The sequence below is a fragment of the Pseudomonas sp. HS-18 genome (assembly GCF_020401845.1).
Lineage (GTDB): Bacteria > Pseudomonadota > Gammaproteobacteria > Pseudomonadales > Pseudomonadaceae > Pseudomonas > Pseudomonas nitroreducens.
The window spans coordinates 4,986,220-5,010,218 of record NZ_CP084413.1; the positions used below are offsets into that span (position 1 = coordinate 4,986,220).

General features: G+C 64.9%; 21 protein-coding genes and 1 pseudogene. 7 read left to right on the forward strand and 15 right to left on the reverse strand.

Going from position 1 to position 23,999, the window contains the following annotated elements:
- Positions 1 to 11: 11 nt before the first annotated feature.
- From LDJ84_RS23300 to fadD1, 4 genes and pseudogenes are all read right to left on the reverse strand, one after another.
- Positions 12 to 263, reverse strand: coding sequence for a GlsB/YeaQ/YmgE family stress response membrane protein (locus LDJ84_RS23300; protein ID WP_226045485.1), 252 nt, complete (start codon positions 261 to 263; stop codon positions 12 to 14).
- Between the two features lie 286 nt (positions 264 to 549).
- The gene (locus LDJ84_RS30980; protein WP_371318953.1) at positions 550 to 1,305 is read right to left on the reverse strand and encodes a methyl-accepting chemotaxis protein; all 756 of its coding nucleotides are present in this window, start codon (positions 1,303 to 1,305) and stop codon (positions 550 to 552) included.
- A gap of 150 nt (positions 1,306 to 1,455) precedes the next feature.
- Positions 1,456 to 2,280, reverse strand: a pseudogene (locus tag LDJ84_RS30985) (cache domain-containing protein); the annotation flags it as partial.
- A gap of 39 nt (positions 2,281 to 2,319) precedes the next feature.
- Positions 2,320 to 4,005, reverse strand: a complete 1,686-nt coding sequence (fadD1, locus tag LDJ84_RS23310; protein ID WP_024764616.1) for a long-chain-fatty-acid--CoA ligase FadD1 — start codon at positions 4,003 to 4,005, stop codon at positions 2,320 to 2,322.
- A 509-nt stretch (positions 4,006 to 4,514) separates the two neighbouring features.
- Between fadD1 and LDJ84_RS23315 the strand changes: the two genes are divergently transcribed.
- Positions 4,515 to 4,763 (forward strand): YdcH family protein, encoded by a 249-nt coding sequence (locus LDJ84_RS23315; protein WP_024764617.1) that lies wholly within the window; start codon positions 4,515 to 4,517, stop codon positions 4,761 to 4,763.
- 78 nt (positions 4,764 to 4,841) lie between these two features.
- On the opposite strand, the gene fadD2 is transcribed toward LDJ84_RS23315, so the two are convergent.
- Positions 4,842 to 6,530 (reverse strand): long-chain-fatty-acid--CoA ligase FadD2, encoded by a 1,689-nt coding sequence (gene fadD2, locus LDJ84_RS23320; RefSeq protein WP_024764618.1) that lies wholly within the window; start codon positions 6,528 to 6,530, stop codon positions 4,842 to 4,844.
- Positions 6,531 to 6,836: 306 nt separating this feature from the next.
- Here fadD2 and LDJ84_RS23325 point away from each other — a divergent pair, with 306 nt between their 5' ends.
- The 3 genes from LDJ84_RS23325 to LDJ84_RS23335 all read left to right on the forward strand — a co-directional run bounded on the left by LDJ84_RS23325 (position 6,837) and on the right by LDJ84_RS23335 (position 9,578).
- Entirely contained in the window at positions 6,837 to 7,790 is a 954-nt protein-coding gene (locus LDJ84_RS23325; RefSeq protein WP_226045486.1) for an alpha/beta hydrolase, read from the forward strand.
- Positions 7,787 to 8,257 carry a MaoC family dehydratase gene (locus LDJ84_RS23330; protein WP_024764620.1) on the forward strand — a complete coding sequence of 157 codons (471 nt, stop codon included), beginning with the start codon at positions 7,787 to 7,789 and terminating at the stop codon, positions 8,255 to 8,257. Before LDJ84_RS23325 ends, LDJ84_RS23330 begins: the two co-directional genes overlap by 4 nt.
- A 142-nt stretch (positions 8,258 to 8,399) precedes the next feature.
- Entirely contained in the window at positions 8,400 to 9,578 is a 1,179-nt protein-coding gene (locus tag LDJ84_RS23335) for an MFS transporter (RefSeq protein WP_226045487.1), read from the forward strand.
- Here the strand turns inward: LDJ84_RS23335 and LDJ84_RS23340 are convergent.
- The 7 genes from LDJ84_RS23340 to LDJ84_RS23365 all read right to left on the reverse strand — a co-directional run bounded on the left by LDJ84_RS23340 (position 9,559) and on the right by LDJ84_RS23365 (position 14,234).
- Positions 9,559 to 10,416, reverse strand: coding sequence for an HlyD family secretion protein (locus LDJ84_RS23340; protein WP_024764622.1), 858 nt, complete (start codon positions 10,414 to 10,416; stop codon positions 9,559 to 9,561). The two genes, LDJ84_RS23335 and LDJ84_RS23340, sit on opposite strands and share 20 nt — an antisense overlap.
- A gap of 14 nt (positions 10,417 to 10,430) precedes the next feature.
- Positions 10,431 to 10,640, reverse strand: a complete 210-nt coding sequence (locus tag LDJ84_RS23345) for a DUF1656 domain-containing protein (RefSeq protein ID WP_024764623.1) — start codon at positions 10,638 to 10,640, stop codon at positions 10,431 to 10,433.
- Positions 10,627 to 12,615, reverse strand: a complete 1,989-nt coding sequence (locus LDJ84_RS23350) for an FUSC family protein (protein WP_226045488.1) — start codon at positions 12,613 to 12,615, stop codon at positions 10,627 to 10,629. Before LDJ84_RS23350 ends, LDJ84_RS23345 begins: the two co-directional genes overlap by 14 nt.
- A 181-nt stretch (positions 12,616 to 12,796) precedes the next feature.
- Positions 12,797 to 12,907 carry a cytochrome c oxidase subunit CcoM gene (ccoM, locus tag LDJ84_RS30820; RefSeq protein WP_024764625.1) on the reverse strand — a complete coding sequence of 37 codons (111 nt, stop codon included), beginning with the start codon at positions 12,905 to 12,907 and terminating at the stop codon, positions 12,797 to 12,799.
- Between the two features lie 215 nt (positions 12,908 to 13,122).
- Complete coding sequence (locus LDJ84_RS23355; RefSeq protein ID WP_089285726.1) at positions 13,123 to 13,284, reverse strand: hypothetical protein; 162 nt, start codon at positions 13,282 to 13,284, stop codon at positions 13,123 to 13,125.
- Entirely contained in the window at positions 13,281 to 13,880 is a 600-nt protein-coding gene (locus LDJ84_RS23360; RefSeq protein ID WP_038803291.1) for an alpha-ketoglutarate-dependent dioxygenase AlkB family protein, read from the reverse strand. Before LDJ84_RS23360 ends, LDJ84_RS23355 begins: the two co-directional genes overlap by 4 nt.
- A gap of 48 nt (positions 13,881 to 13,928) precedes the next feature.
- Positions 13,929 to 14,234: an aspartate-semialdehyde dehydrogenase gene (locus LDJ84_RS23365; protein WP_065085762.1), complete on the reverse strand. Its 306-nt coding sequence runs from the start codon at positions 14,232 to 14,234 to the stop codon at positions 13,929 to 13,931.
- Positions 14,235 to 14,461: 227 nt separating this feature from the next.
- Here LDJ84_RS23365 and rapA point away from each other — a divergent pair, with 227 nt between their 5' ends.
- Positions 14,462 to 17,314, forward strand: coding sequence for an RNA polymerase-associated protein RapA (gene rapA, locus LDJ84_RS23370; RefSeq protein ID WP_169888908.1), 2,853 nt, complete (start codon positions 14,462 to 14,464; stop codon positions 17,312 to 17,314).
- Between the two features lie 220 nt (positions 17,315 to 17,534).
- Positions 17,535 to 17,987, forward strand: coding sequence for a universal stress protein (locus LDJ84_RS23375; RefSeq protein ID WP_024764627.1), 453 nt, complete (start codon positions 17,535 to 17,537; stop codon positions 17,985 to 17,987).
- A 79-nt stretch (positions 17,988 to 18,066) separates the two neighbouring features.
- Here LDJ84_RS23375 and LDJ84_RS23380 read toward each other — a convergent pair whose 3' ends face one another.
- Complete coding sequence (locus LDJ84_RS23380; protein WP_226045489.1) at positions 18,067 to 19,725, reverse strand: phosphoethanolamine transferase; 1,659 nt, start codon at positions 19,723 to 19,725, stop codon at positions 18,067 to 18,069.
- 296 nt (positions 19,726 to 20,021) lie between these two features.
- Between LDJ84_RS23380 and LDJ84_RS23385 the strand changes: the two genes are divergently transcribed.
- Entirely contained in the window at positions 20,022 to 22,184 is a 2,163-nt protein-coding gene (locus tag LDJ84_RS23385) for a putative bifunctional diguanylate cyclase/phosphodiesterase (RefSeq protein ID WP_037010209.1), read from the forward strand.
- 13 nt (positions 22,185 to 22,197) lie between these two features.
- On the opposite strand, the gene LDJ84_RS23390 is transcribed toward LDJ84_RS23385, so the two are convergent.
- Both LDJ84_RS23390 and LDJ84_RS23395 read right to left on the reverse strand, forming a co-directional pair.
- Positions 22,198 to 22,989 (reverse strand): hydroxypyruvate isomerase family protein, encoded by a 792-nt coding sequence (locus LDJ84_RS23390; RefSeq protein ID WP_037010207.1) that lies wholly within the window; start codon positions 22,987 to 22,989, stop codon positions 22,198 to 22,200.
- Positions 22,986 to 23,885, reverse strand: a complete 900-nt coding sequence (locus LDJ84_RS23395) for an NAD(P)-dependent oxidoreductase (RefSeq protein ID WP_084357575.1) — start codon at positions 23,883 to 23,885, stop codon at positions 22,986 to 22,988. The genes LDJ84_RS23390 and LDJ84_RS23395 overlap by 4 nt, the downstream gene beginning before the upstream one ends.
- Between the last annotated feature and the right edge of the window lie 114 nt (positions 23,886 to 23,999).

Sequence of the window (23,999 nt, forward strand, 5' to 3'; positions counted from 1 at the left end):
GGCGAATTTCCTCAGCTCTTTTTGGCAAACAGCAGGTGGTAGAGGACGAGCAGGGCTATGGCGCCGATCACCGCGCCAATGAAGCCCGTGGACTCGTCGGGTTGGTAGAAGTGCAAGGCCTGGCCCGCGAAGGTCGCCAGCAGCGCGCCAGCAATACCCAGGGCAGCGGTGATGAAGAAGCCCAGGGAGTTGTTCCCGGGTGCCAGCCACCGCGCAACAAGCCCCGCAACGAAGCCGATACAGATTGTCCAGATGAGGTGCATGGCGCTAGAACTCCGTGACAGTGGGAACGTCGGCCGAGGCTACGAGCAGCGCTGCCATGGAGGTATCGGTGATTTCCGAAAGTACCGCGGGGAATGTTGACTGTCTCCAGCGCGGAGGAGCCGGTGAACGATCTGGGGGGCAGACGTGCCATCGGCTAAGGAGCCGGTTGTTCGGACCGCCGTTGAATGCGCCACTGGCCTGGCGTACCCGAATCGGAGCGCAAGCTCCCATCCATGGGCGCTTGCGATTCCCTAGCAATGCAATGCCGCCAGCGCGCGGCTCCGCTCAGATGCGGAACTGCCCCACGAGCTGGCGCAGGCGCTCGCCCAGGCCGTTCAGCTCGGTTGCCGTGCGCGCGCCCTTGGCTGCGTCGTCCGCCACGCTCTCCACGCCGCCGGCGATCTGGTGCACGCTGCGGTTGATCTCCTCGGCCACCGCGGTCTGCTCCTCGGCGGCGCTGGCGATCTGCGCGTTCATCGAGTTGATGGTGCCGATCAGCTGGGCGATGGCGTCCAGCGACTGGCCGGCCTGGTTGGCCTGGCCACGGGTGCGCTCGGCCATGTCGCTGGCGCGCTGCATGGCACTGACCGAGCCTTCCGTGGTGCCGCGCAGGCGGTCGATCATCTGCTGGATTTCCCCGGTGCTCTGCTGGGTGCGGCTGGCCAGGGCACGGACTTCGTCGGCGACCACGGCGAAACCACGCCCGGCCTCACCGGCGCGGGCCGCTTCGATGGCAGCGTTGAGCGCCAGCAGGTTGGTCTGCTCGGCGATGGAACGGATCACTTCCAGCACACCGACGATGCCCTGCACGTCCTGCCGCAGGGTGTCGAGGGAGTCGCTGCTGCTGCGCACCTCGCCCACCAGGTCGTTGATCTGCGAGACGCACAGGTCCACTTCGCGCTTGGCGGCCTGGCCTTCGCGGTCGGTCTGTTGCGCTGCGTCGGCGGCCTGTTGTGCGCTGCGCGCCACTTCCTGCGCAGCAGCGGTCATTTCGTTGATGGCGGTGGCGACCTGGTCAGTCTCGTGGCGCTGCCCGTCCATCGCGCGTTCGGAGCGCTGCGCCTGCTGGGCCACATCGCCCACCAGACCCGACAGCTGGTTCGTGGTGCCGGCGACCTGCTGCACCAGTACGTGAATCTTCTCGACGAAACGGTTGAACGAGCCGGCCAGTTCACCCAGCTCGTCATGGCGGCCCAGGTTCAGGCGATGGGTCAGGTTGCCGTCACCGGCAGCCATGTCGTCGAGGTTATCGCGGACCTGCACGATAGGCTGCACGATGGCGCGGCTGAACAGCCCGGCGAGCAGGCCGATCACCACCAGCAGCGCCAGCGCCCCGCCACCCATGAGCAGCAGCAGGTTGTCGATCTTGGCATCGAAAGCGGCACCGGCCTCCTTCACTTCGCGCTCGACGTCGTCGAGGTTGAGGGAGGTACCGAACACCAGGTTCCACTTGGGCAGGTAATGCGCGTAGCCGATCTTCGGCACGATGGCATTGCCGCCCGGCAGGGTGAAGCTGTAGCGCACGTAGTGCTGGCCGCTCTGCCCCGCCGCCACCAGTTCGCGGATGGCGTAGACGCCGTTGGGATCGCGATAGCCGCTGAAGTCTTCGCCCAGGCGTTCGTCGCTGGTGCCCTGGAAGACGCGGATGGAGCGGGTGTCGTAGCCCCAGAAGTAGCCCCCCTTGCCGTATTCGAGGCGCTTGAGGATGGCGATGCCCTGTTCGCGCGCCGCGGCATCGCCCTGAGCAGCGGCCTGGTAGACAGGCCCGACGGCGGCCAGTGCCACGTCGACGAAGTTCTTCAGCTGGGCTTCGCGGTCCTGGGTAAGGTTCTCGCGGATCTGCGCTTCCTGCTGGGTCGCCAGTTGCTTCAAGGCAACGGTGGAAATCGCGCACAGCAGCAGGGTGAGGAGGAGGATCGGCACGATGGCCAGGAGCAGGACCTTGGCGCGCAAACGAAGGGCAGTGTTCAAGGCGTTCACCTCAGGCAGATAGGGGACATGGCTTCCTTGCCCCATCAAAAAACCCGCCTTGCGGCGGGTTTCTTATCTATCGGCTCAGGCTCTGATTTTCTTGAGCTCTTCGTCGCGCAATTCGCGGCGCAGGATCTTGCCAACGTTGGTGGTCGGCAGGCTGTCGCGGAATTCCACGGACTTGGGACGCTTGTAACCGGTGAGGTTGTCGTGCATGTGCTGCATGACTTGCTCCTTGGTCAGGGTGACGCCCGGCTTGGACACCACGAAGACCTTGATCGCCTCGCCGGACTTCTCGTCCGGGATACCGATCGCGGCGCACTGCAGCACGCCCGGCAGGGTGGCGAGCACGTCTTCCAGCTCGTTGGGGTACACGTTGAAGCCCGACACCAGGATCATGTCCTTCTTGCGGTCGACGATACGCATGTAGCCGTCTTCCTGGATGATCGCGATGTCGCCGGTACGCAGCCAGCCATCCTTGTCGAGGATCTCGTCGGTGGCTTCCTGGCGCTGCCAGTAGCCCTTCATCACCTGCGGGCCCTTGACGCACAGCTCGCCACGCTCGCCCAGTGGCAGGTCCTGGCCGTCATCGCTGATGACCTTGCAGAGGGTCGACGGAACCGGGATGCCGATGGTGCCGATCTGGATGTTCTGGAACGGGTTCACCGACACCACCGGGCTGGTCTCGGTCATGCCGTAGCCTTCGCAGATGGCGCAGCCGGTGACGTCCTTCCAGCGCTCGGCAGCAGCCTGCTGCAGGGCCATGCCGCCGGAGAGGGTCAGCTTCAGTGCGGAGAAGTCCAGCTTGCGGAAACCTTCGTTGTTGCACAGGCCGACGAACAGGGTGTTCAGGCCGACGAAGCCGGTGAACTTCCACTGCGACAGCTCCTTGACCATGCTGGCCAGGTCGCGCGGGTTGGTCACCAGAATGTTGTGGTTGCCGGTGAGCATCATCGCCATGCAATGGAAGGTGAAGGCGTAGATGTGATACAGCGGCAGCGGGGTGATGAGGATCTCGCAACCTTCATTGAGGTTGGCGCCCATCAGTGCCTTGCACTGCAGCATGTTGGCGACCAGGTTGCGATGGGTCAGCATCGCGCCCTTGGCCACGCCGGTGGTGCCGCCGGTGTACTGCAGCACCGCTACATCGTCGCCCTTGGGCGAGACTTCCGCCACCGCCTTGCCGCGGCCCTTGGCCAGGACGTCGATGAGCTTCTGCGCGTTGGGGATGCTGTAGGCCGGCACCATCTTCTTGATGTTGCGGACCACGAAGTTGACGATGAAGCGCTTGAGCGGCGGCAGCATGTCACCCACTTCGGTGACGATGACGTTGCGGATGCCGGTCTTGGGCAGCACTTCCTCGGCCAGGTGAGCCATGTTCGCCAGGCACACCAGCGCCTTGGCGCCCGAGTCGTTGAACTGGTGCTCCATTTCCCGCGCGGTATACAGCGGGTTGGTGTTGACCACGATAAGGCCCGCGCGCATGGCGCCGAAGACCACGATCGGATACTGGAGCACGTTGGGCAGTTGCACGGCGATGCGGTCGCCGGGCTTGAGGTCGGTGTGTTGCTGCAGGTAGGCGGCGAAGTCCCCGGAGAGCTTGTACATCTCGCCGTAGGTCAGGGTCTTGCCCAGGTTGCTGAAGGCAGGCTTGTCTGCAAAACGTTGGCAGGATTCTTTGAGTACCGCGAGGATGTTCGGGTACTGGTCAGCGTTGATCTCGGCAGCGATCCCCACTGGGTATTTGTCCTTCCAGAAATTGTCGGTCATGGAAGCCCACTCCTAAGCAACAGCTCATCTTTACCGCGTTCGCGGTTCTTTGTTGTGTTTATGTCGCTTTCCCCCGGCTCGGGGAGCGAAAAGCGGGCCGAGATTATCAGCTTTGGGAAACAGCGACCAGCACCAAACACAGCCTTGTCCGTAAGAAAAATGACCGAAGACAGGCTTTCCGGTCACCAATCTCCCATTCGTCGGAAAAGCCCGTCCCAGAAGGCTCGCAGCCTTGTTGGATTGTCTGACAAAGTGGATTTCAGGGAAATGAAACCGGAAAAAAGAACGGGGTCCGGTGTTCAGGGCAGGTCCCGCTCGGAAGGTGGAAATCGCAGTTTCGGATAGGCCGGTTTCGCATGGCTCACGCGGTTGAAGCGATTCGCCGCCGGCGGCGGCTGTGAACAGCGTCTCAGGCGGCGCGCCCGGGTACGCTGCCTTCAATGATCTACCTCAACACCGGACCATTAAGGTTCCCGCACAGTGCTTATGCACTCTCCTGGAGAACCCTCATGTTTCCCGAATTCCGCGAAAAGATTACCCGTCTGAAAACCGAAGACCCGCATTTCGCCAAGCTCTTCCACAGCCACAACGACCTCGACCAGCAGATCAAGAACATGGAGGCGGGGATCACTCCCGCCAGCCATGACACCATAGAGACACTGAAGAAGCAGAAGCTGCAGCTCAAGGACGATCTCTACGAGATCCTGCGCAAGAAAGACGGCTGCTGCCAGTGCGGCAGCGGCGGCTGTGGTGGTTGACCCACTCGCGTCGACAATACGCCATAAAAAAGGGGGGGCTGATTCAGGATCAGCCCCCCCTTTTCATTCACGCTCGCCTCAGGCGGTTTCGCGCAGCTCGCGGCGCAGGATCTTGCCCACCGGCGTCATCGGCAGAGCGTCCTTGAGCACGATGTGCTTGGGCACCTTGTAGCCGGTGAAGTTTTCCTTGCAGTAGGCCTTGAGTTCTTCGACGGTCACACCCCCCTCACGGGCCACGACGAACAGCTTCACCGCCTCGCCGGATTTCTCGTCCGGCACGCCCACGGCCGCGCAGTTGGCGACTTTCGGGTGGGCCATGACCACGTCCTCGATCTCGTTGGGATAGACGTTGAAGCCGGAGACGATGATCAGGTCCTTCTTGCGGTCGACGATGCGGGTGAAGCCGTCCGGGTCGATCACCGCGATGTCGCCGGTGCGCAGCCAGCCTTCGGCGTCCAGCACCTCGGCGGTGGCTTCTTCGCGCTGCCAGTAACCCTTCATTACCTGCGGGCCCTTCACGCACAGCTCACCACGCTCGCCCAGGCCGACGTCGTTGCCGTCGTCGTCGATCACCTTCAGCGCGGTGCCCGGCACCGGGATGCCGACTGTGCCGAGGCGCGCCTGGTCGCCGTAGGGGTTGGTGCTGACCACCGGGGAGGTCTCGGTGAGGCCATAGCCTTCAACCACGGTGCAGCCCGTCATGGCTTTCCAGCGCTCGGCGGTGGCGGTGACCAGTGCGGTGCCGCCGGAGTTGGTGACCTTCAGGTTGGAGAAGTCCAGCTCCTTGAATTCGGGGCGGTCCATCAGGGCGACGAACAGGGTGTTCAGACCCAGCAGCGCGGAGAAGCGCCACTTCTTCAGTTCCTTGATGAACCCGGGGATATCGCGCGGATTGGTGATCAGCACGTTGTGGTTGCCATTGACCATCATGCACATGCAGTTCGCGGTGAAGGCATAGATGTGATACAGCGGCAGCGGCGCGATCATCACCTCGTTGCCGACCTGCATCAGCGGCTTGCCGTCCGGCCCGTGTTGCTGCAGACAGGCATGCACCTGCTGCATGTTCGCCACCAGGTTGCCGTGGGTGAGCATGGCGCCCTTGGCCACGCCGGTGGTGCCGCCGGTGTACTGCAGCACCGCGATGTCTTCCAGACCGACCTTGACCGGCTGCAGCCCATGGCCGCGGCCCTGACGCAGCGCTGCCTTGAAGGAAACGGCCTGGGGCAGGTTGTACTCCGGCACCATCTTCTTCACGTGCTTGACCACGGTGTTGACCAGCAGGCCCTTGAGCGCCGGCTGCAGGTCGCCCATCTGCGCTTCGATCAGGTATTCGATGCCCGTGTCGGGCAGCACTTCCTGCACCAGCTTGCCGAACAGGTTCACGTAGACCAGCGCACGGGCGCCGGAATCCTTGAACTGGTGCCGCATCTCGCGGGCGGTGTAGAGCGGGTTGGTGTTGACCACGATGAGGCCGGCGCGCAGGGCGCCGAACACGGCGATGGGGTATTGCAGGATGTTCGGCATCTGCACGGCGATACGGTCGCCGGGCTTGAGGTCGGTGTGCTTCTGCAGGTACGCGCCGAAGGCGGCGGACAGGCGATCCAGCTCGGCGTAGGTCAGGGTCACGCCCATGTTGCTGAAGGCCGGGCGGTCGGCGAACTTCTTGCAGGAGCGTTCGAAGACTTCCACCACCGACTTGTAGGCGGTCAGGTCAATGTCGCTGGGCACGCCGGCCGGGCGTTTGTCGTTCCAGAAATCAGGTTGCATTTATTCTTGTCCTCGTACCTGAGCGAAACAGAACCGTCATTGCGGTCATTCGACGGAAGCTAGCAGTTCCTTTGGTCATCGCAAAGACTCCAGGCGGCGTCATAGACTGCGTGAATCTTGCTCCACCATCCCGGCACGGCGCGGGATAGAGCCGGCGGCCGCCTGGGACGGGACTTGCACGACAATGGCCGGGAGCTATCGGCAATCCATACAGAAGATGTCCCGGCGTGGCAGAATCGCCCCGTCTGGCCCGCTCCATGGCCCCATTCCAATAAGAATCGACGAACAAGAAGCAGGATGGACCCCATGCCCTACGCCGCCTACTGGCTCGCCGCCAGCGACGAGACACCGCTCTACACCCGCCACTGGGCGCCGGAAAGCCCGTCCCGCGGGGCCCTGATGCTGTCCCATGGCATGGCCGAGCATGCCGGCCGCTACGAGCGCCTGGCCCTGGCGCTGAACGCCGCCGGCTATCACCTCTATGCCATCGACCAGCGCGGCCACGGCCGCACCGCCGAGAACGGCGAGCTGGGCCATTACGCCGACCGCGGCGGCTGGGGCAAGGTGATCGGCGACCTGCACACGCTCAACCAGCATGTGCGCGAGGAACACCCTGACCTGCCGATCATCCTGCTCGGCCATAGCATGGGCAGCTACATTGGCAGCGCCTACCTGCTGCAACACAGCGCCAGCGTGAATGCGGCGGTGCTGTCCGGCTCCAATTACCAGCCGGTCGCGCTGTACAAAAGCGCTCGCGCCATCGCCCGCTTCGAACGCTGGCGCCAGGGCCCGCTGGGGCAAAGCGCGCTGATCGACTTGCTGTCCTTCGGCTCGTTCAACAAGGCCTTCAAGCCAAACCGAACAGCCTTCGACTGGCTCAGCCGCGACCCCGTCGAAGTCGACAAGTATGTCGCCGACCCGCTCTGCGGCTTCCGCTGCAGCAACCAGCTCTGGGTGGACCTGCTCGGCGGCCTGGCGGATATAACGCCGGTGGAGCATCTCTCGCGCATCCGCCACGACCTGCCCGTGCTGGTGATCGGCGGCGAACGCGACCCGGTCAGCCAGGGCAAGCGCCTGCGCGATCTCGCCCAGGCGATGACCCGCGCCGGGGTTCGTGACGTCCAACTGAAGATTTATCCCGACGCTCGCCACGAGTTGTTCAACGAGAGCAACCGCGACGAGGTCATCCACAACCTGATCGACTGGCTGGGCGCGCAGTGCCCGGTCCCGCAGGTCGAGAAATCCGAGGAGCCCCTATGACTTCCGTGCAGAACGTCCCCTATGAAGAACTCGAAGTCGGCCAGAAGGCCAACTTCAAGCGCAGCGTCGGCGAGCGCGACATCCAGCTGTTCGCCGAGGTCTCCGGCGACCGCAACCCGGTGCACCTGGACGCCGACTACGCCGCCACCACCCAGTTCAAGGAGCGCATCGCCCACGGCATGCTCACCGGCGCGCTGATCAGCGCGGCAATCGCCACCACCCTGCCTGGCCCGGGCACCATTTACCTCGGCCAGAACCTGACTTTCACCCGCCCGGTGAAGCTCGGTGACGAACTGACGGTGGAACTGGAAGTGCTGGAAAAGCTGCCGAAGAACCGCGTGCGCATCGGCACCGTGGTGCTCAACCAGGACGGCAAGGCCGTGGTGAAAGGCGAGGCCGAAGTGATGGCGCCGACCGAGAAACTCGACATCGAACTGCCCGCCCTGCCGCCGATCACCATCGGCTGATGCAAATTCCGGGGCCGGCCATCCGGCCCCGGAAACTTGTATACAGTTTTCCCCTCGACTACCCTGCCCCCGTCACCTCACATCCATCCGGGATAACCGAAGGCTTCGTGCCCGAAACCCCTCACCGGGAATCGGAGCCGCCATGGACCTTCGACTGCTATTGCTGTCCCTTTGCACCTTCGCCGCGGGCCTCGCCGAGGCCATCCTCACCGGCATCCTGCCCTCTCTCGCCGACGACCTGAATGTCTCGCTCAGCCTCGCCGGCCAGCTCACCAGCCTGTTTTCCCTGAGTTTCGCCATCGCCGCGCCGTTGCTCGGCTGGCTGACCCGTGGCGCCGATTGCCGGCGGCTGCTGTTCATCACCCTGCTGGTGTTTGCCGCGTTCAATGCTGGCGCCGCGCTGAGTCCCGACTACGCCTCGCTGCTGCTGATGCGCATCGGCATGGCCGCGTGCTGTGGGTTGCTGATCATGCAGGCCAGCCTGCTGGCGGTGGAGCTGGCGCCGCCGGGCCAGCGCGGGCGCGCCATTGGCCTGATCTTCATGGGCATCAGCGGCTCGCTGGTGTTCGGCGTACCAGCCGGCGTACTGGTCAACGACTGGTTCGGCTGGCGCTGGATCTTCGCCGCCATCGCCCTTTACTCGCTGCCACTGGCCGCCCTGCTGCTGCTCGCCCTGCCCCGCCGCACGCTGGAGAGCCCGGCCAATGGCGCAGCGTACAGGCGCCAGTTGCGCAGTCCGGCGCTGAATCTCGCACAACTGGTGTCGATTCTTCTGTTGGGCGGTCACTTCACCCTGTTCGCCTACATCACGCCCTGGTTCCAGCAGGTCGCCGGGATCACTGACAGCCAGAGCATTGCGCTGACCCTGTTACTGATCGGCCTGGCGGCCATCGGCGGCGGTTATCTGGGTGGCTGGCTGAGCGACCGGCTCGGCCAGCGCCGCGCGCTGATCGTGGTGCCGGTGCTGTTCGCCCTGGCGATGACGACGATCCCGCTGAGCCTCGGACATCCGTGGCTGCTGCTCGGCGCGCTGATGGTCTGGAGCACCATCAGCTGGATGATTTCGCCAGCGGTGCAGAGCTACCTGCTCGCCAGCGACCCCGCCAGCGGCAGCGCCGGCGTGGCGCTGAACACCTCGGCCATGCACCTGGGCGTTGCCCTCGGCGCGGCGCTGGGCGGCGCGGTGATCAGCCTGGCCGGCATCGTCTGGACGCCCTGGGTCGGCGTCAGCCTGGTAGGCGCGTCGGTGCTGTGCGCGGCACTTTCCTGCTGGCTCGGGCGCGAACCGCATGCGCTGGGGCTCAGCGCTCCTTCACGGTGACGCTGGCGGTCATCCCGGCGCTCAGGTGTACGCCTTCGGGTACCGTGCCCAGGCGGATGCGCACCGGGATGCGCTGGGCCAGGCGCACCCAGTTGAAAGTCGGCTCGACGTTGGCCAGCAACTGGCTGTCGGGGATCGCGTTGCGGTCGGTGATGCCGCTGCTGATGCTTTCCACCGTGCCGTCGATGGCGATGTCGCCACTCATCAACACCACCTGCGCCGGCTGGCCGACACGGATGCCGGGCAGCTTGGTTTCTTCGAAGTAGGCGGTGACGTAGAAGGACTTCTGGTCCACCAGCGCCATCACCGGTTGGCCAGCCTGGGCATAGTTGCCCTGGGCCAGGCGCAGGTTGGTGACCTGGCCGTCGCGCGGGGCGCGCATTTCGCTGCGGGTCAGGTTGAGCTGCGCCAGCCGCACCTGGGCCTGGGCCTCGTCGAACTCGCTCTTGGCAATGGCGGCGTTGATCTGCGCGGTCTCCTTGTCCTCGGCACTGATGGCGGCGATGCCCAGCTTGTTGCGCCGCGAGGCTTCGCTCAGGCGCAGTCGATATTGCTGCTGGCGCGTCTCGGCGACGGCCTTGGCCTGCTCCAGGTTGGCGGCATAGCGCTCGTGGTCGATGCGCATGATCAGGTCACCGGCCTTGACCTGCTGATTGTCCTGCACGGCGAGGTCGGTGACCCAGCCGGATACGTCCGGGGCGATCACCACCACATCGGCGCGCACGCGCGCATCGCGGGTCCAGGGCGACAGCATGTAGTAGCGCCATAGCCAGGTGCCGGCCATGACAGCGGCAATGACCAGGATGACGGTGACCGCTACGCGAAAGGTTCCGCGCATACAAACTTCTCCTCTCAGGGCACAGCGCTGAGCGCCCAGGTAATGGCGCAGAGAATCAGCACGAACAACGCGCAGTCGAACAGCGCCTCGTGCCAGATCCAGCGTCCGAAGGGGGTGGCCTGCAGCAGCAGGCGCAAAACCACGGTCAGGCCCAGGGCCAGCACCGCGTAGATGAACAGCGGACTCAGAAACACGCCACCCCAGCCGAACTCATGCAGTCCCATTGGCGTCCTCCAGGCGGCACCACTGGCGCCAGGTATGGCGTAATTGCGCCAGCGCAGCACGGGCCAGGCGGTTGGATTCGTCGTCACCCTGCAGATCATGCGCGAGGGCTTCCTCCAGCGGCGGGCACAGGCTTTCCAGGCGCGGCTCGCGGCCCGCGCCAGGGCCCTTTTCCAGCACGCTGCCCAGTGCACCGAGGAACTGATCACGACGCTTGCGCAACTGCCCCTGGGCGCCGTTGAGGCAGGCTCGCATGTGGATCAGCTCATTGCCCAGGTCAAGGGCGAACAGGCCGTCCTGCCAACGCCGCTGCTCTTCCTTGGGCAACAGAGTGTAGTGCCGCGCCAGACGGATCAGGCGGTCGGCCATGCGCCCGCCAAACCAGTTCTCGGCTTCGGCCAGCGGCCGCCGAGTCAGGCGTCCGAGATCTTCGCAGGTGGCCTGGATCAACCGGCGGTTGAGCCAGTCCGCCGGCAAGGTCAGCAAGCGGAACACCAGCACCGCAAAGCCCACGCCGATGACGATGCCCTGGGCCGAATTAAGCAGGTTGGCCAGGTCGTACTTCATCACGTTGCTGGGCGCTACGAGCGTGATGAAGTGGATCGAAAAGGACGTCGCCGTGCCCGCCAGCGCTGGCGTGGCCATGCCCAGCAAGGCGAAGAACAGCGGCACGCCCAGTGCCAGGCAAAGCAGCGGGAAGCCGTTCCACTGCGGCAGCAGCCATTGACTTACGATGGCAGCCGCCGGGATCGCGTAGAGAATGCCTCGCAGGAAACCCAGGCCGATGGTGACGGCATTGTCGCGGTTTGCGAACAGGCTGCAGATCACCGCCGCCAGCAGCATGCCGCCGGTGGCCGCCGGCCAGGCCGTGGCCATCCAGAAGGCCGACATGCCGAGTAACGCCAGCGCACTGCGCAGGCCGTAGAACAGCGCCATCAGCCCATCGCGGTGCCAGGACAGGGTACCGGTGGCAACATCGTCCACCCGACCGTCGGCTACCGCACGCATGGTCCGTTCCGAATCCACCGCCTTGCGCAGCAACAAGGCACAACGGGTCAGGCAGTAGCGCAGGTCGTTGGAATAGCTGTCGTCGGTGCCGGCCTTCTGCAGGCGCTCCTGCAACCCATGCATCACATCGACCTGGGGATTTTCCAGCGCGGCACGCAGCTCCTCGAACCAGGGCTGCAGGCGGGCACGGTCTTCCGCATCCAGCACGCTGCGCTGGCGCGCTACACCGCGCGCGGTGCGCAGCAGGCTAAGCAAGTCACGGGAAAGAATCCGCAGCGCGCGTGAGCGCATGCGTCCGCGATAGCCCTCGAACCAGGCATGGTCGCGCTGCACGTCGACTTCGACAATCTTGCCCAGCGCCTGCAGCAGTCCCTTGATCTGCCGAGCGTCGGCATCGATCTCGCTGCGCGCGGCCTGCATGCCGGTAAGCCAGGTGGACTGGGCCTGCTTGTCCAGGTTGGCCTCGACGCGACGGGGCCAGAGGATGGCGCTGATGGCCGAGGCGCAGAGGATCCCCAGGCAGATTTCCGTGCTGCGCGCCACGGCCTGGTCGAACACGTCCAGCGGATGGTTGATCGCCGGCAGGCCGATGATCGCCACGGTGTAGCCCGATAGCACGAAGGCGTAGGAAACGTGGTTGCGCAGGCTCGTCGACGCAGCCGTGCAGAGCCCTAGCCAGAGCGAGATGGCCAGCAGGAACAGCCAGGGCGTCTGGGCGAATAGCGCGATCATCACCACCGACATGACAGTACCGACCACGGTACCGATCAGGCGGAAAAGCCCTTTGGCCACCACCATGCCCGACAGCGGCTGGGAAACGATGAACACGGTCATCAGCGCCCACTGCGGCTGCTCAAGGTCAAAGCGGAAGGCGCACCAGAGCGCCAGACCACCGGCCAGGAGGGTCTTGATTGCGAATTTCAGCGCCAGCGTATCCGGCGCGAGGAATGCCTGCAGCGTAGGTCGCACGCGGTCTCTCGAAAGGGTCCGGGTCTATCGCTTAAAGATAGCCGGCAAAGAGGATGATGGAATCGTTGCTGATCATATTATTAGCAAGCTAACAATATGTCATCCCCACTTTCGTCAGGGCAAAAAAACGGGCGACCTAAGTCGCCCGAAGTGCCTTGCGTGCTCTGTGAATCTGTAAGGATCAGCTCTTCTTGTGGCTGTCCTTCCAGATGAAAATTCCAACCCCGCCGAAGAAAACAACCATCAGTCCGACGGTAAGGATGCCTGCGAGAACCACTTCGTCGATGAACATGATGCTGGCCTCCTGTTGCCTACATCGTCTGGGGATGTGTGCAGATTACCGGCGGCCTGGCGGTGCAAATTGACCTGGATCAATGGACGACAAGGCGCTTTCCGGGGAGGCCCGGAGCACTGACGCAGGTCAAGTTTCGGAGGGGACGGGGTGCGGCGGGAAGCCGCGCAGGGCGGGGGTTTGCGGGTGAAGCGGGGGATTGGAGGCGAAGAAGCTCAGCGCTTCTTCGGCTTGCTCTTGCCCTTCTTGCGCGACTTGCCCAGCGGCAGTGCCTGCTCGAAGGCCTTGCGCACATCCTGCAGGCGCTTTTCGTGCACGTCGTGGATGCGCTTGTCGCGCTCGGCGGTGAAGTCGATCAGCTTGTCGTCGTTGCTCATGGCAGGGCATGCACCAGGCGGAAAGTCAGGTTCAGGCGCGGCGCGACCGGACGGCGCGTCTTGGCGACCTGATGCTGCCAATAATGCTGTGTCGCGCCGGACATGACCAGCAGCGAACCGCCGGAAAGCTCCATGGAATGTTCGATTGTGTTTCGCCCCTTGCGCCGCAAATCGAAGCGCCGGGTCCCGCCCAGGTTCAGCGAGGCCACCACCGGATTGCGTCCGAGCTCCGGCTCGTCATCGCTGTGCCAGCCCATGGAATCCTGGCCGTCGCGGTAGTAGTTGAGCAGCACGCCATTGAAGCGCTGCCCGGCCGCCGCCTCCACCGCGGCACGAATCTCCGCCAGTAGCGGCGTCCAGGGCAGCGGCGCGTGGGTCAGGCCGGAATAGGTATAGAAGGCCTCGGGATCGCCGTACCAATTGACCAGGCGCGGCACCGGGTAGTCGCGGCCGTGCAGACGGACGAGCGGTTGCTCCCAGGGCGTCTCGGCCAGCAACTGCGCCAGCCAACGGGCGGCACGCGGCGGCGGGCACCAGTCGGGAATCAGGCGCAGTTCTGCATCGGGCAGCAGGATGGGGGCGTCGTCGAACAGCATGCAAGGCTCGGGCATTCAGCGATGGACAGAGTCTACTACCCCGGGAAGTCAGACCTCGACATCGATCCACAGTCCCTTGCGCGGCGCGGCCTGCACGCCTTCACCCAGTTCCTCGACTTCTTCCAGCTCCTCCAGCGCCTCGCCCTCGGGCGTGCCGTCGGTCTGCTCGCGACGCTTGCGTCGGCGCTGGTACTCGTCCTTGAGCGCCTGTTCGTCCGGACGGCGCTCCAGCTCCACACCAGCGTTGCCCGCGCTGGGCGCAGGTGGCGTCACCGGGGCGACATCCGGTCGCGGCCTGGGCAGGTCCTGCTGGGCAGTGACGGGGGCAAAATGGGTCGGTACAAGTGGCAGCATCGGGATGCTCCTGCGCCGAAGCTCGGTGGGAAGTCCTCTTGTCAGGCTATCGGCGGCAGCGCTAGAGACTTGAGCCCGCCTCGCTACACTTTGTTCGATTCGCGATGAATCTGCCGTGAAATCCGGCACCTGCCGGCGGCCGTAGCGACATTTCGGACGACCGGAGGCGCCGACGGCCATCGCTGAACGCTGCGCGTTCCGGTACCATAGCCGGCTTTTTTTGGGAGGTGTCCATGGCGCAGTATCAACCCGGTCAACGCTGGATCAGTGACAGTGAAGCGGAACTCGGCCTGGGGACCATCCTGGCGCTGGATGGCCGCATGCTCACGGTGCTCTATCCGGCCACCGGTGATACCCGCCAGTACGCCGAGCGCAATGCGCCGCTGACCCGCGTGCGCTTCGCCCCGGGCGATCAGATCACCCACTTCGAAGGCTGGAAGATGACCGTCCGCGAAGTGGACGAGATCGACGGCCTGCTGATCTACCACGGCATCACCGCGCAGAACGAGCCGCACACCGTCCCGGAAACCCAGCTGTCGAACTTCATCCAGTTCCGCCTGGCCAGCGACCGCCTGTTCGCCGGGCAGATCGACCCGATGTCCTGGTTCGGCCTGCGCTACCACACCCTGGAACACCGCACCCGCCTGCTGCAGTCCTCGCTGTGGGGCCTGGGCGGCGCCCGCGCGCAACCCATCGCGCACCAGCTGCACATCGCCCGCGAAGTCGCCGACCGCATGGCGCCGCGCGTCCTGCTGGCCGACGAAGTGGGCCTGGGCAAGACCATCGAAGCGGGCCTGGTGATCCACCGCCAGCTGCTCTCCGGCCGCGCCAGCCGCGTACTGATCCTGGTACCGGAAAACCTGCAGCACCAGTGGCTGGTGGAAATGCGCCGGCGCTTCAACCTGGAAGTCGCGCTGTTCGACCGCGAGCGCTTCGTCGAGAGCGATGCCAGCAATCCCTTCGAGGACACCCAGTTGGCCCTGGTGGCGCTGGAATGGCTGCGCGAGGACGAGAAGGCCCAGGACGCGCTGTTCGCTGCCGAATGGGACCTGCTGGTGGTCGACGAGGCCCACCACCTCGTGTGGCACCCGGAACAGGCCAGCCCGGAATACCAGTTGGTCGAGCAACTCTCCCAGGTCATCCCTGGCGTGCTGCTGCTCACCGCGACCCCGGAACAGCTCGGCCTGGATAGCCACTTCGCCCGTCTGCGCCTGCTCGATCCGGACCGCTTCCACGACCTGGAAGCCTTCCGCACCGAAAGCAGTCAGTACCGCCCGGTTGCCGAAGCGGTACAGGAGCTTGTCGACCAGGGCACCCTCTCCCCTACCGCGCGCCAGGCCATCCACGGCTTCCTCGGCAGCGAGGGCGACGAGCTGCTGGCCAGCGTCGAGGCCGGCAATGAAGAGGCCCGCGCCCGCCTGGTACGCGAGCTGCTCGACCGCCACGGCACCGGCCGCGTGCTGTTCCGTAATACCCGCGCCGCCGTGCAGGGCTTCCCGGAACGCCAACTGCATCCTTACGTACTGGCCAACCCGATCGAGTACATGGAGCTGCCGCTGGGCGAGCACCCGGACCTCTACCCGGAAGTCAGCTTCCAGGCCCAGGCCGACGACGGCGACGAGAACAACCGCTGGTGGCGCTTCGATCCGCGCGTCGAGTGGCTGATCGACACCCTGAAGATGCTCAAGCAGTACAAGGTGCTGGTGATCTGCGCCCATGCCGAGACCGCCATGGACCTGGGCGACGCCCTGCGCCTGAAGTCCGGCATCCCGGCCACCGTGTTCCACGAAGGCATGAGCATCCTCGAACGCGACCGCGCCGCCGCCTACTTCGCCGATGAAGAGTTCGGCGCCCAGGTGCTGGTCTGCTCGGAAATCGGCAGCGAAGGCCGCAACTTCCAGTTCGCCCATCACCTCGTGCTGTTCGACCTGCCGGCCCACCCGGACCAGCTGGAACAGCGCATCGGCCGCCTGGACCGGATCGGCCAGAAGCACACCATCCAGATCCACGTCCCGCACCTGGAAAACAGCCCGCAGGAACGCCTGTTCCAGTGGTACCACCAGGCGCTGAACGCCTTCCTCAACACCTGCCCCACCGGCAACGCCCTGCAGCACCGCTTCGGCCCGCGCCTGGTGGAACTGCTGGACGGCGGCGACGACGACGCCTTCGAGGCCCTGCTGGCCGAAGGCACCGCTGCCCGCGAGGCGCTGGAAGCCGAGATGCACAACGGCCGCGACCGCCTGCTGGAGCTCAACTCCGGCGGCGCCGGCGAAGGCGAGGCGCTGGTGGCGGAGATCGAGGAACAGGATGACCAGTTCGCCCTGCCGATCTACATGGAGCGCCTGTTCGACACCTATGGCATCGACAGCGAGGACCATTCCGAGAACGCCCTGATCCTGCGCCCCAGCGAGAAGATGCTCGACGCCAGCTTCCCGCTGGGCGACGACGAAGGCGTGACCGTCACCTACGACCGCGGCCAGGCCCTGGCTCGCGAAGACATGCAGTTCCTCACCTGGGAACACCCCATGGTGCAGGGTGGCATGGACCTGGTGCTGTCCGGCTCGCTGGGCAATACCTCGGTGGCGCTGATCAAGAACAAGGCACTCAAGCCCGGCACCGTGCTGCTGGAACTGCTGTTCGTCAGCGAGGCCGTGGCACCGCGCAAGCTGCAGCTCGGCCGCTTCCTGCCCCCAGTGGCGCTGCGCTGCCTGATGGACGCCAACGGCAACGACCTGTCCTCGCGCGTGTCCTTCGACACCCTGAACGATCAGCTGGAAAGCGTGCCGCGCGCCAGCGCCAACAAGTTCGTGCAGGCCCAGCGCGACGTGCTGGCGAAGCAATTCTCCGTGGCCGAGACCAAGATCACCCCGCGCCATGCCGAGCGCGTGGAGCTGGCTCGCCAGCAGTTGAAAGCGACCCTGGACGAAGAGCTGGCGCGCCTGACCGCGCTCAAGGCCGTCAACCCCAGCGTGCGTGACAGCGAGCTGGATGCCCTGCGCAAGCAGCGTGACGACAGCCTGGCGATGCTGGACAAGGCCTCGCTGCGCCTGGAGGCGATCCGCGTGCTGGTCGCCGGCTGATCTCGGCAACGCCGAAATGAAGAAGCCGCCACCGGGCACCCGGTGGCGGCTTTTTCATGGGCACCGTTCCTACGCAATGGCGAGCCCCACGATCAGCGAAACAACCCGCTCTATTCCCGGCATATTCAGGCACACCGACTACCATTGACGCTGCGCAAGGGATTCTCGCCCATGGGGGGATAGAGTTTCCCTACCAAGCCACTCATTGAGGGAACACATCATGTACGAGCGCATTCTGGTAGCGGTGGACGGCAGCCCGGTTTCCGACCGAGCCCTGGTCGAGGCGGCCAAGCTGGCTCAGCTGAGCGGCGGCGAGCTGCGCGTCATCACCATCGTCGACAGCCCGCTGCGCCATTTGCCCGACTACGCCGTGTACTACAACCCGGAGCCGCTGCGCGAAGCCGCGCTGAAGGCTGCCGATGACATCCTCGGCAAGGCGAAGGAGAAGATCGCCGAGTTCCCGGTGAAAACCAGCTTCGAGCGGGTCTGCCAGGAGCGCGCCAGCGAGGAAATTGCCGAGCGCATCGAGATCGAGGCCGAAGCCTCCAAGGCCGATGTCATCGTGATGGGCACCCACGGCCGCCGTGGCGTACGTCGCCTGATGCTGGGCAGCGTGGCCGAAGGCCTGCTGCGCGTCAGCAACCGTCCGGTTTTGCTGGTTCGCGAGAAGTAACAGCTCCCGGAAAACAAAAGGCCCTGCGGCAGAAGCCGCAGGGCCTTTTTCATGGCCGTCGTTCAGGTCGGCCCTTCAGTCATTGCGAAGCGGTCATGGCACGTTTGCAGGAGTGGAAGATGTCCAGGTCCGGCTGGTACAGGCTGGTCTGCACACCGTAAAGCCCGAGCACCGAATGGAACAGGTTGTCATGGCTCAGCTCGTCGCCGCCGGCTTTCTTCTCCAGGCAGCCGCGATCGACACCCATGCCACCCAGCGCTCCGTTGCCGAACCACATCACCATCGGCACGTGGGTCTGTGCTTTCGGCGCGATGGCATAGGGCGCGGCGTGCAGATATACGCCGTTCTCGCCCAGCGACTCACCGTGGTCGGAGACGTAAAGCATCGACGTATCGAAGCGTCCCTCGTTGTGCTTGAGCAGCTCCACGACCTTGGAGAGGAAGTAATCGGTGTAGAGGATGGTGTTGTCGTAGACGTTCACCAGCTCTTCCTTGCTGCAGCTGCCCAATTGGTTGGTATGGCAAACCGGGGTGAAGCGCTCCATGGTCTTCGGATAACGATCGTAATACTCCGGACCATGGCTGCCATCGGCGTGCAGGACGATGATCGCGTTATCCTTCAGGCCATCGATGTAAGCCTGCAGGTCCTGCAGCATGGCTTCGTCAAGGCAACGATTGCCGTCGCAGAACGGGCCCGGCTGATCCTTCGAGATATCGCGGCTGGGCACGCGCAGGCAGGTGCCCTTGCAATCGCTGTTGTTGTCCAACCAGAGCACCGACACGCCGACCCGCTGGAGGATGTCGAGCAGCCCCTGGTTGGTCTTGCCCTTCTTGTCGCTGTAGTCCTCGCGGGGGAACTTCGAGAACATGCAGGGCACGGAAACCGCCGTCGACGTGCCGCAGGAACTGACGTTGGTGAAGTTGAGGATATCGAGCTTCGCAAGCTCCGGGTTGGTCTCGCGCGCGTAGCCATTGAGGGAGAAATGGTCCGCACGGGCGGTTTCGCCGACCACGAAGATCATCAGCGACTTCTTGCCGTCGGCATTCACCTTGCGCGGCATTACCGCGTCCTCGCCGATGGGCTGCACCACCAGATGTTCCTTGATGCCCAGGCGCTGCTTGGTGAACTTGCTCACCGCATAGATGTAGTTGGTCGGGTTGATGAAGTGGGTCAGCTTCTCTTCCTGGCGGAACACCGGCGCGTAGGTGGAATAGAACGAACCGACGCAGACGGCGACCACCACCAGGCAACCGAGGATGACCAGCACCTTGTTCAGCAGCCCGCGGAAGAACGGGCTGTAGCGGACGGGCGTCAACCAGATGATCACCGCCGGCAGCACGCCCAGCAGAAGCAGGTAGCCGACCATGCGCGCGCTGAACAGCGCGGCGGCCTCGCCGGGGTTGGTCTCGATGACGTTCTGCACCATCACGGTATCGATCACGACACCGTAGGAGTTCATGAAGTACGCCGCCGCCGCCGAAACCAGCGCCACCAGGGTCAACGCCGGCTTGAGCAAAGGACGGAAGGACACCAGGGTCAGCAACAACGTGAAGGCGGCCCAGAGGAACAAGGCGAACGAGGCGAAGAACGCCACGCCCCAGAGGCCCTCCATGGGCACCAGGCTGTTCAGGGCCCGCCAGGTGGCGAAGTTGTAGAACAGCACCAGTGCCAGCGAGAACAGCAGGACCAGCCTTGCAGAGCTGACCTGGGGGAAGAGGCGGCGCTTGCCCTCGGACATCGAGCGCACTCCTTACATCGATAGTCGGATAGGAAATGGGATGGCCGATGCTGCCGGCCGGCGGCGCAACTCTAGCGGGCAATTAGTCAAAAAAGTGTCAATTTCGAAACACCGCACTTCCTTCAGAGTCTGGAGAATATCAAAGCAGAATCTGGCACTACCGTACGTCGTTTCGTATTAACCAGTTTGTCGGAAATGGCCGCAAGACCTTGCGGGCCGCGGACAGCTTCCTAGACTCACATCAAAGTGATATCAATTCGCCAACCACCTCCCCCGACATCTGGAGCATCCCGCCCATGGACTGGCAGAAGGACGCCTTACCCGATGCTGTGCTGTTGGAGTGCTCTCACAATTCCGGCCTGGTTCTGCTGGCCATCCTCATCGCCTGCGTCGCCAGCTTCGTCGCGCTGAGCATCGCCGCACGGATGGTCCGCGCACCGCAACATGCGCACCGTTGGCAGTGGGTCGGCGGCATCTGCCTGGGCAGCGGCATCTGGTCGATGCACTTCGTCGCCATGCTGGCCTTCCGCTCGTCGGTTCCGCTGCACTTCTCCGGCGGCCTGACACTGATCTCCCTGCTCATCGCCATCGCCATCTGCGTGGTCGCCATGCGCCTGCTCGCCCACGCGGGCCTTAGCCCCCTGCAGTACCTGCTGGCCGCCTGTTGCATCGGCGCCAGCATCGCCGGGATGCACTACACCGGCATGGCCGCCATCGAGTCGCCGCCGATGCAGCATTACGACCCGCTGCTGGTTACCCTGTCGGTGCTGATGGCCGTGCTGGTGGCCTTCGTCGCCCTGGTACTGGCGCCGGTACTCAATCGTCAGCCGGCGGGCCGCCAGTGGATCTACCAGGTTTTCGCCAGCCTGCTGCTGGGTGGCGCCATCGCCAGTATGCACTTCACCGGCATGGCCGCCCTGACCCTGACCCTGCCCTCCTGGGTAGCGCCGGTGGCGGACCTTGGGCGCAACAACGCCATCCAGCTCGGCCTGATGGTTGGCCTGTTGGCCCTCGCCGTGGTGCTCGCCGGGCTCTGGGCGGCCTGGATCGAAGACAGCCTGGAAAGCAAGGAAAGCGAGTTGAGCCGGGTCAACGCCCTGCTCAGCCAACTGGACCACGCCAATGCCTCGCTGCAGCAATTGGCCCGCTTCGACGGCCTCACCGGCCTGCATAACCGCAACGCGCTCAACGAGGAATTCACCGCCCGCCTGCAGCGCAATCGGCAGAAGGGCCAGGGCATGGCGGTCATCCTGCTGGACGTCGACCACTTCAAGCGGGTCAACGATTCCCTTGGCCATGCCGCCGGGGACGAGCTGCTGTGCATCGTTTCCGAGCGCCTGCGCAGTGCGCTGCGCAGCACCGACCTGCTGGCGCGCTTTGGCGGCGACGAGTTCTGCATCCTCGCCGACCTGGGTGAGGACCACGAGGCGCGCATCCTCGCGCAACGCCTGATGCAGCGCATGAAGGAGCCGATCAGCACGGCCGGGCGCAACCTGGTGATGACCATGAGCGTGGGCATCAGCCTGTTCCCCAACGACGGCGATCAACCCGAAGAACTGCTCAAGCACGCGGACCTGGCGCTCTATCAGTCCAAGGGCAACGGCCGTAACGCCACGCATTTCTTCAGCCCGCACCTGAAGACCAAGGCAACCCAGGAGCTGCAGCTGGAGGAGGAACTGCGCAAGGCGTTGTGGGACGACGAGCTGGTGCTCTACTACCAGCCGATCCTGCGTATCGATCATGGCGAAGTGGAACAGCTCGAAGCGCTGGTGCGCTGGAAGCATCCTACCCACGGCCTGCTGGCGCCGGACCGCTTTATCGGCCTGGCGACCGCCAATGGCCTGATCGGTGCGCTCGACGCCTGGGTACTGCGCCGCGCCTGCGAGGACCTGCGACGCCTGCACGACCTGGGCTACACGGACCTGCGGGTAGCGGTGAACTGCTGCGCCAGCAACCTCGGCCGCGAAGGGCTGGTCGATGAAGTCCAGCAGACGCTCGAAGAAACCGGCCTTGCCGCGCGCTACCTGGAGATGGAGGTCACCGAGAACGCCGTGATGTCCAATATCAGCCAGGCCGTTCCCTTGCTCAACCGCCTGCGCGAGCTGGGTGTGAGCCTGTCGATCGACGATTTCGGCACCGGTTACTCATCGCTGTCCTATCTGCGCCAGCTGCCGCTGGATGCGCTGAAGGTGGACCGCTCCTTCATCCGCGACGTGCCGCAGTCGCGCCGCGACAGCGAGATCGCCCAGGCGATCATCGCCATGGCGCAGAAGCTGCACCTGAAGGTGATCGCCGAGGGCGTAGAGCACGCGCAGCAACTGACGTTCCTGCGCGATAACCATTGCGAGCTGGCCCAGGGTTACCTGTTCAGCCGCCCGTTGCCCCTCTCCGCACTGGTGGAATTCCTCGAGGCCTACCGCGAAGACAGCGACACGGCCTTGCTGCGCAATCAGGCCTGACTGCGGGGTTCCCTCAGAAATCGAACTTCCCCGCACGCCAGCGCGGCAGCCAGCGCAGGGAGTCGGCGGTGGTGCCGGTGGGGCGGTACTCCGCGCCCAGCCAGCCGTCGTAGCCGACGTCATCGAGCACCTGCAGCGGCACTTCGAATTCCATCTCGCCCGAGCCCGGCTCGCCGCGCTCGGGGTAGTCGGCGAACTGCACGTGGCCGATCTGGCCCATCAGCGCGTAGATGCAATCCACCAGCTCCAGGCCCATGCGCGCCATGTGGTAGAGGTCCAGCTGCGCACGCAGGTTTTCCCGCGCCACGCGCTCGAGCATGTCCTGCAGGTGCTCCGGGGTATTGAGCAGGAAATCCTTCATGTCATGGCAGTTGATGGCTTCCATTAGCACGTCGGTGCCCGTGCCGGCGAAGGCATCGCAGGTGCTGCGCAGGCGCTCGGCCAGGGTCTGCAGAGCAACCTCGCGCTCCTGCCCCTCGACCAGCCGGCCGGCCAGCACGTTGACGTGCTGCGGCTTGACGATGCGCGCGTAGTCCAGCGCCTTGGCCAGCGCCGCCTCGAACTCCGCCGCGCGCTCCGGCACAGCCGCAATGCCCGGGCCGCCCTGCATCAGGTCGCCGGCCGGCAGGTTGATGAGGATCAGCGGCAGGCCGGCTTCATCCAGTGCAGCTTTCAGGTCCTGCGCGGGGACGTCGTACGGGAACTGGATCTCCACGCCCTCGAAACCGGCCTTGGCGGCGGCGTCGATACGCTGCAGCAGCGGGACTTCGGTAAACAGCAGGGACAGGTTGGCGCAGAGTTTCATACGGGGAATTCCTTCGAAAGACGGTATTGCTCGACCAGGGTAGCCGGGTCGCGTTCAAGATTGCCCTGGCTACCGTGCAGGCGCATCAGTTGCGCGGCGAGGCCGCTCATCGGCGTGGCCGAGCCTTCCTCGCGGGAAAGCTTCACGGCAGTGTCCAGGTCCTTGAGCAGCGTGCGCACGTGCCACTTCACCGGCTCAAACTGGCTCTGCGCCATCTGCGGAGCCAGGATCTGCAAGGGTTTGGAATCGGCGAAACCGCCGGCCAGGGCGGGCGCGATCAGGCTGGCATCGACGCCGGATTTCTCCGCCAGCGCCACCACTTCGGCGATCACCAGCGCATTGCAGGCGACGATCATCTGGTTGCACACCTTGGTCACCTGCCCCGCGCCGACGTCGCCCATGCGCGTCAGGCGCTGGCCGAGATGGGCCAGGATCGGCCGCACGCGCTCGATGTCCTCGACGCGCCCGCCCGCCATGATTGCCAACGTACCCGCTTCGGCGCCCGGCGTACCGCCGGAGACCGGCGCGTCGACCCAGCGCATGCCGGTGCGCGCTTCCAGCTCGGCGGCCATCTCGCGGGTGGCCGCCGGTTCCAGGCTGGAGAAGTCCACCAGCACCTGGCCTGCGCGAGCGCCCTCGATGATGCCGCCGGCACCGAACACCACTTCGCGCACGGCGGCAGTATCGGCCAGGCAGAGCATCACCACCTCGGCATCGGCACACAACTGCGCAGGCATCGCCACGGCCTGCGCACCTTCGGCGGCGAGCAGTTCGCGCTTGCCGGCGGAGCGATTCCACACCGTCAGCGGGAAGCCGGCGGCAAGCAGGCGGCGGGACATGGGCACGCCCATCAGGCCGAGGCCGGCAAAGGCAAGGGAGGGAATGGCGGACGACATGGACAATCTCCAGTACAGAGGTGGGAAAGTACGGGGATCGGCATTCTAACAGGCGCCGGTTACTGCCGGCCGAAGGCGCCGCGACGAAACCGCAGGGCAGCCAAACAGACGCGC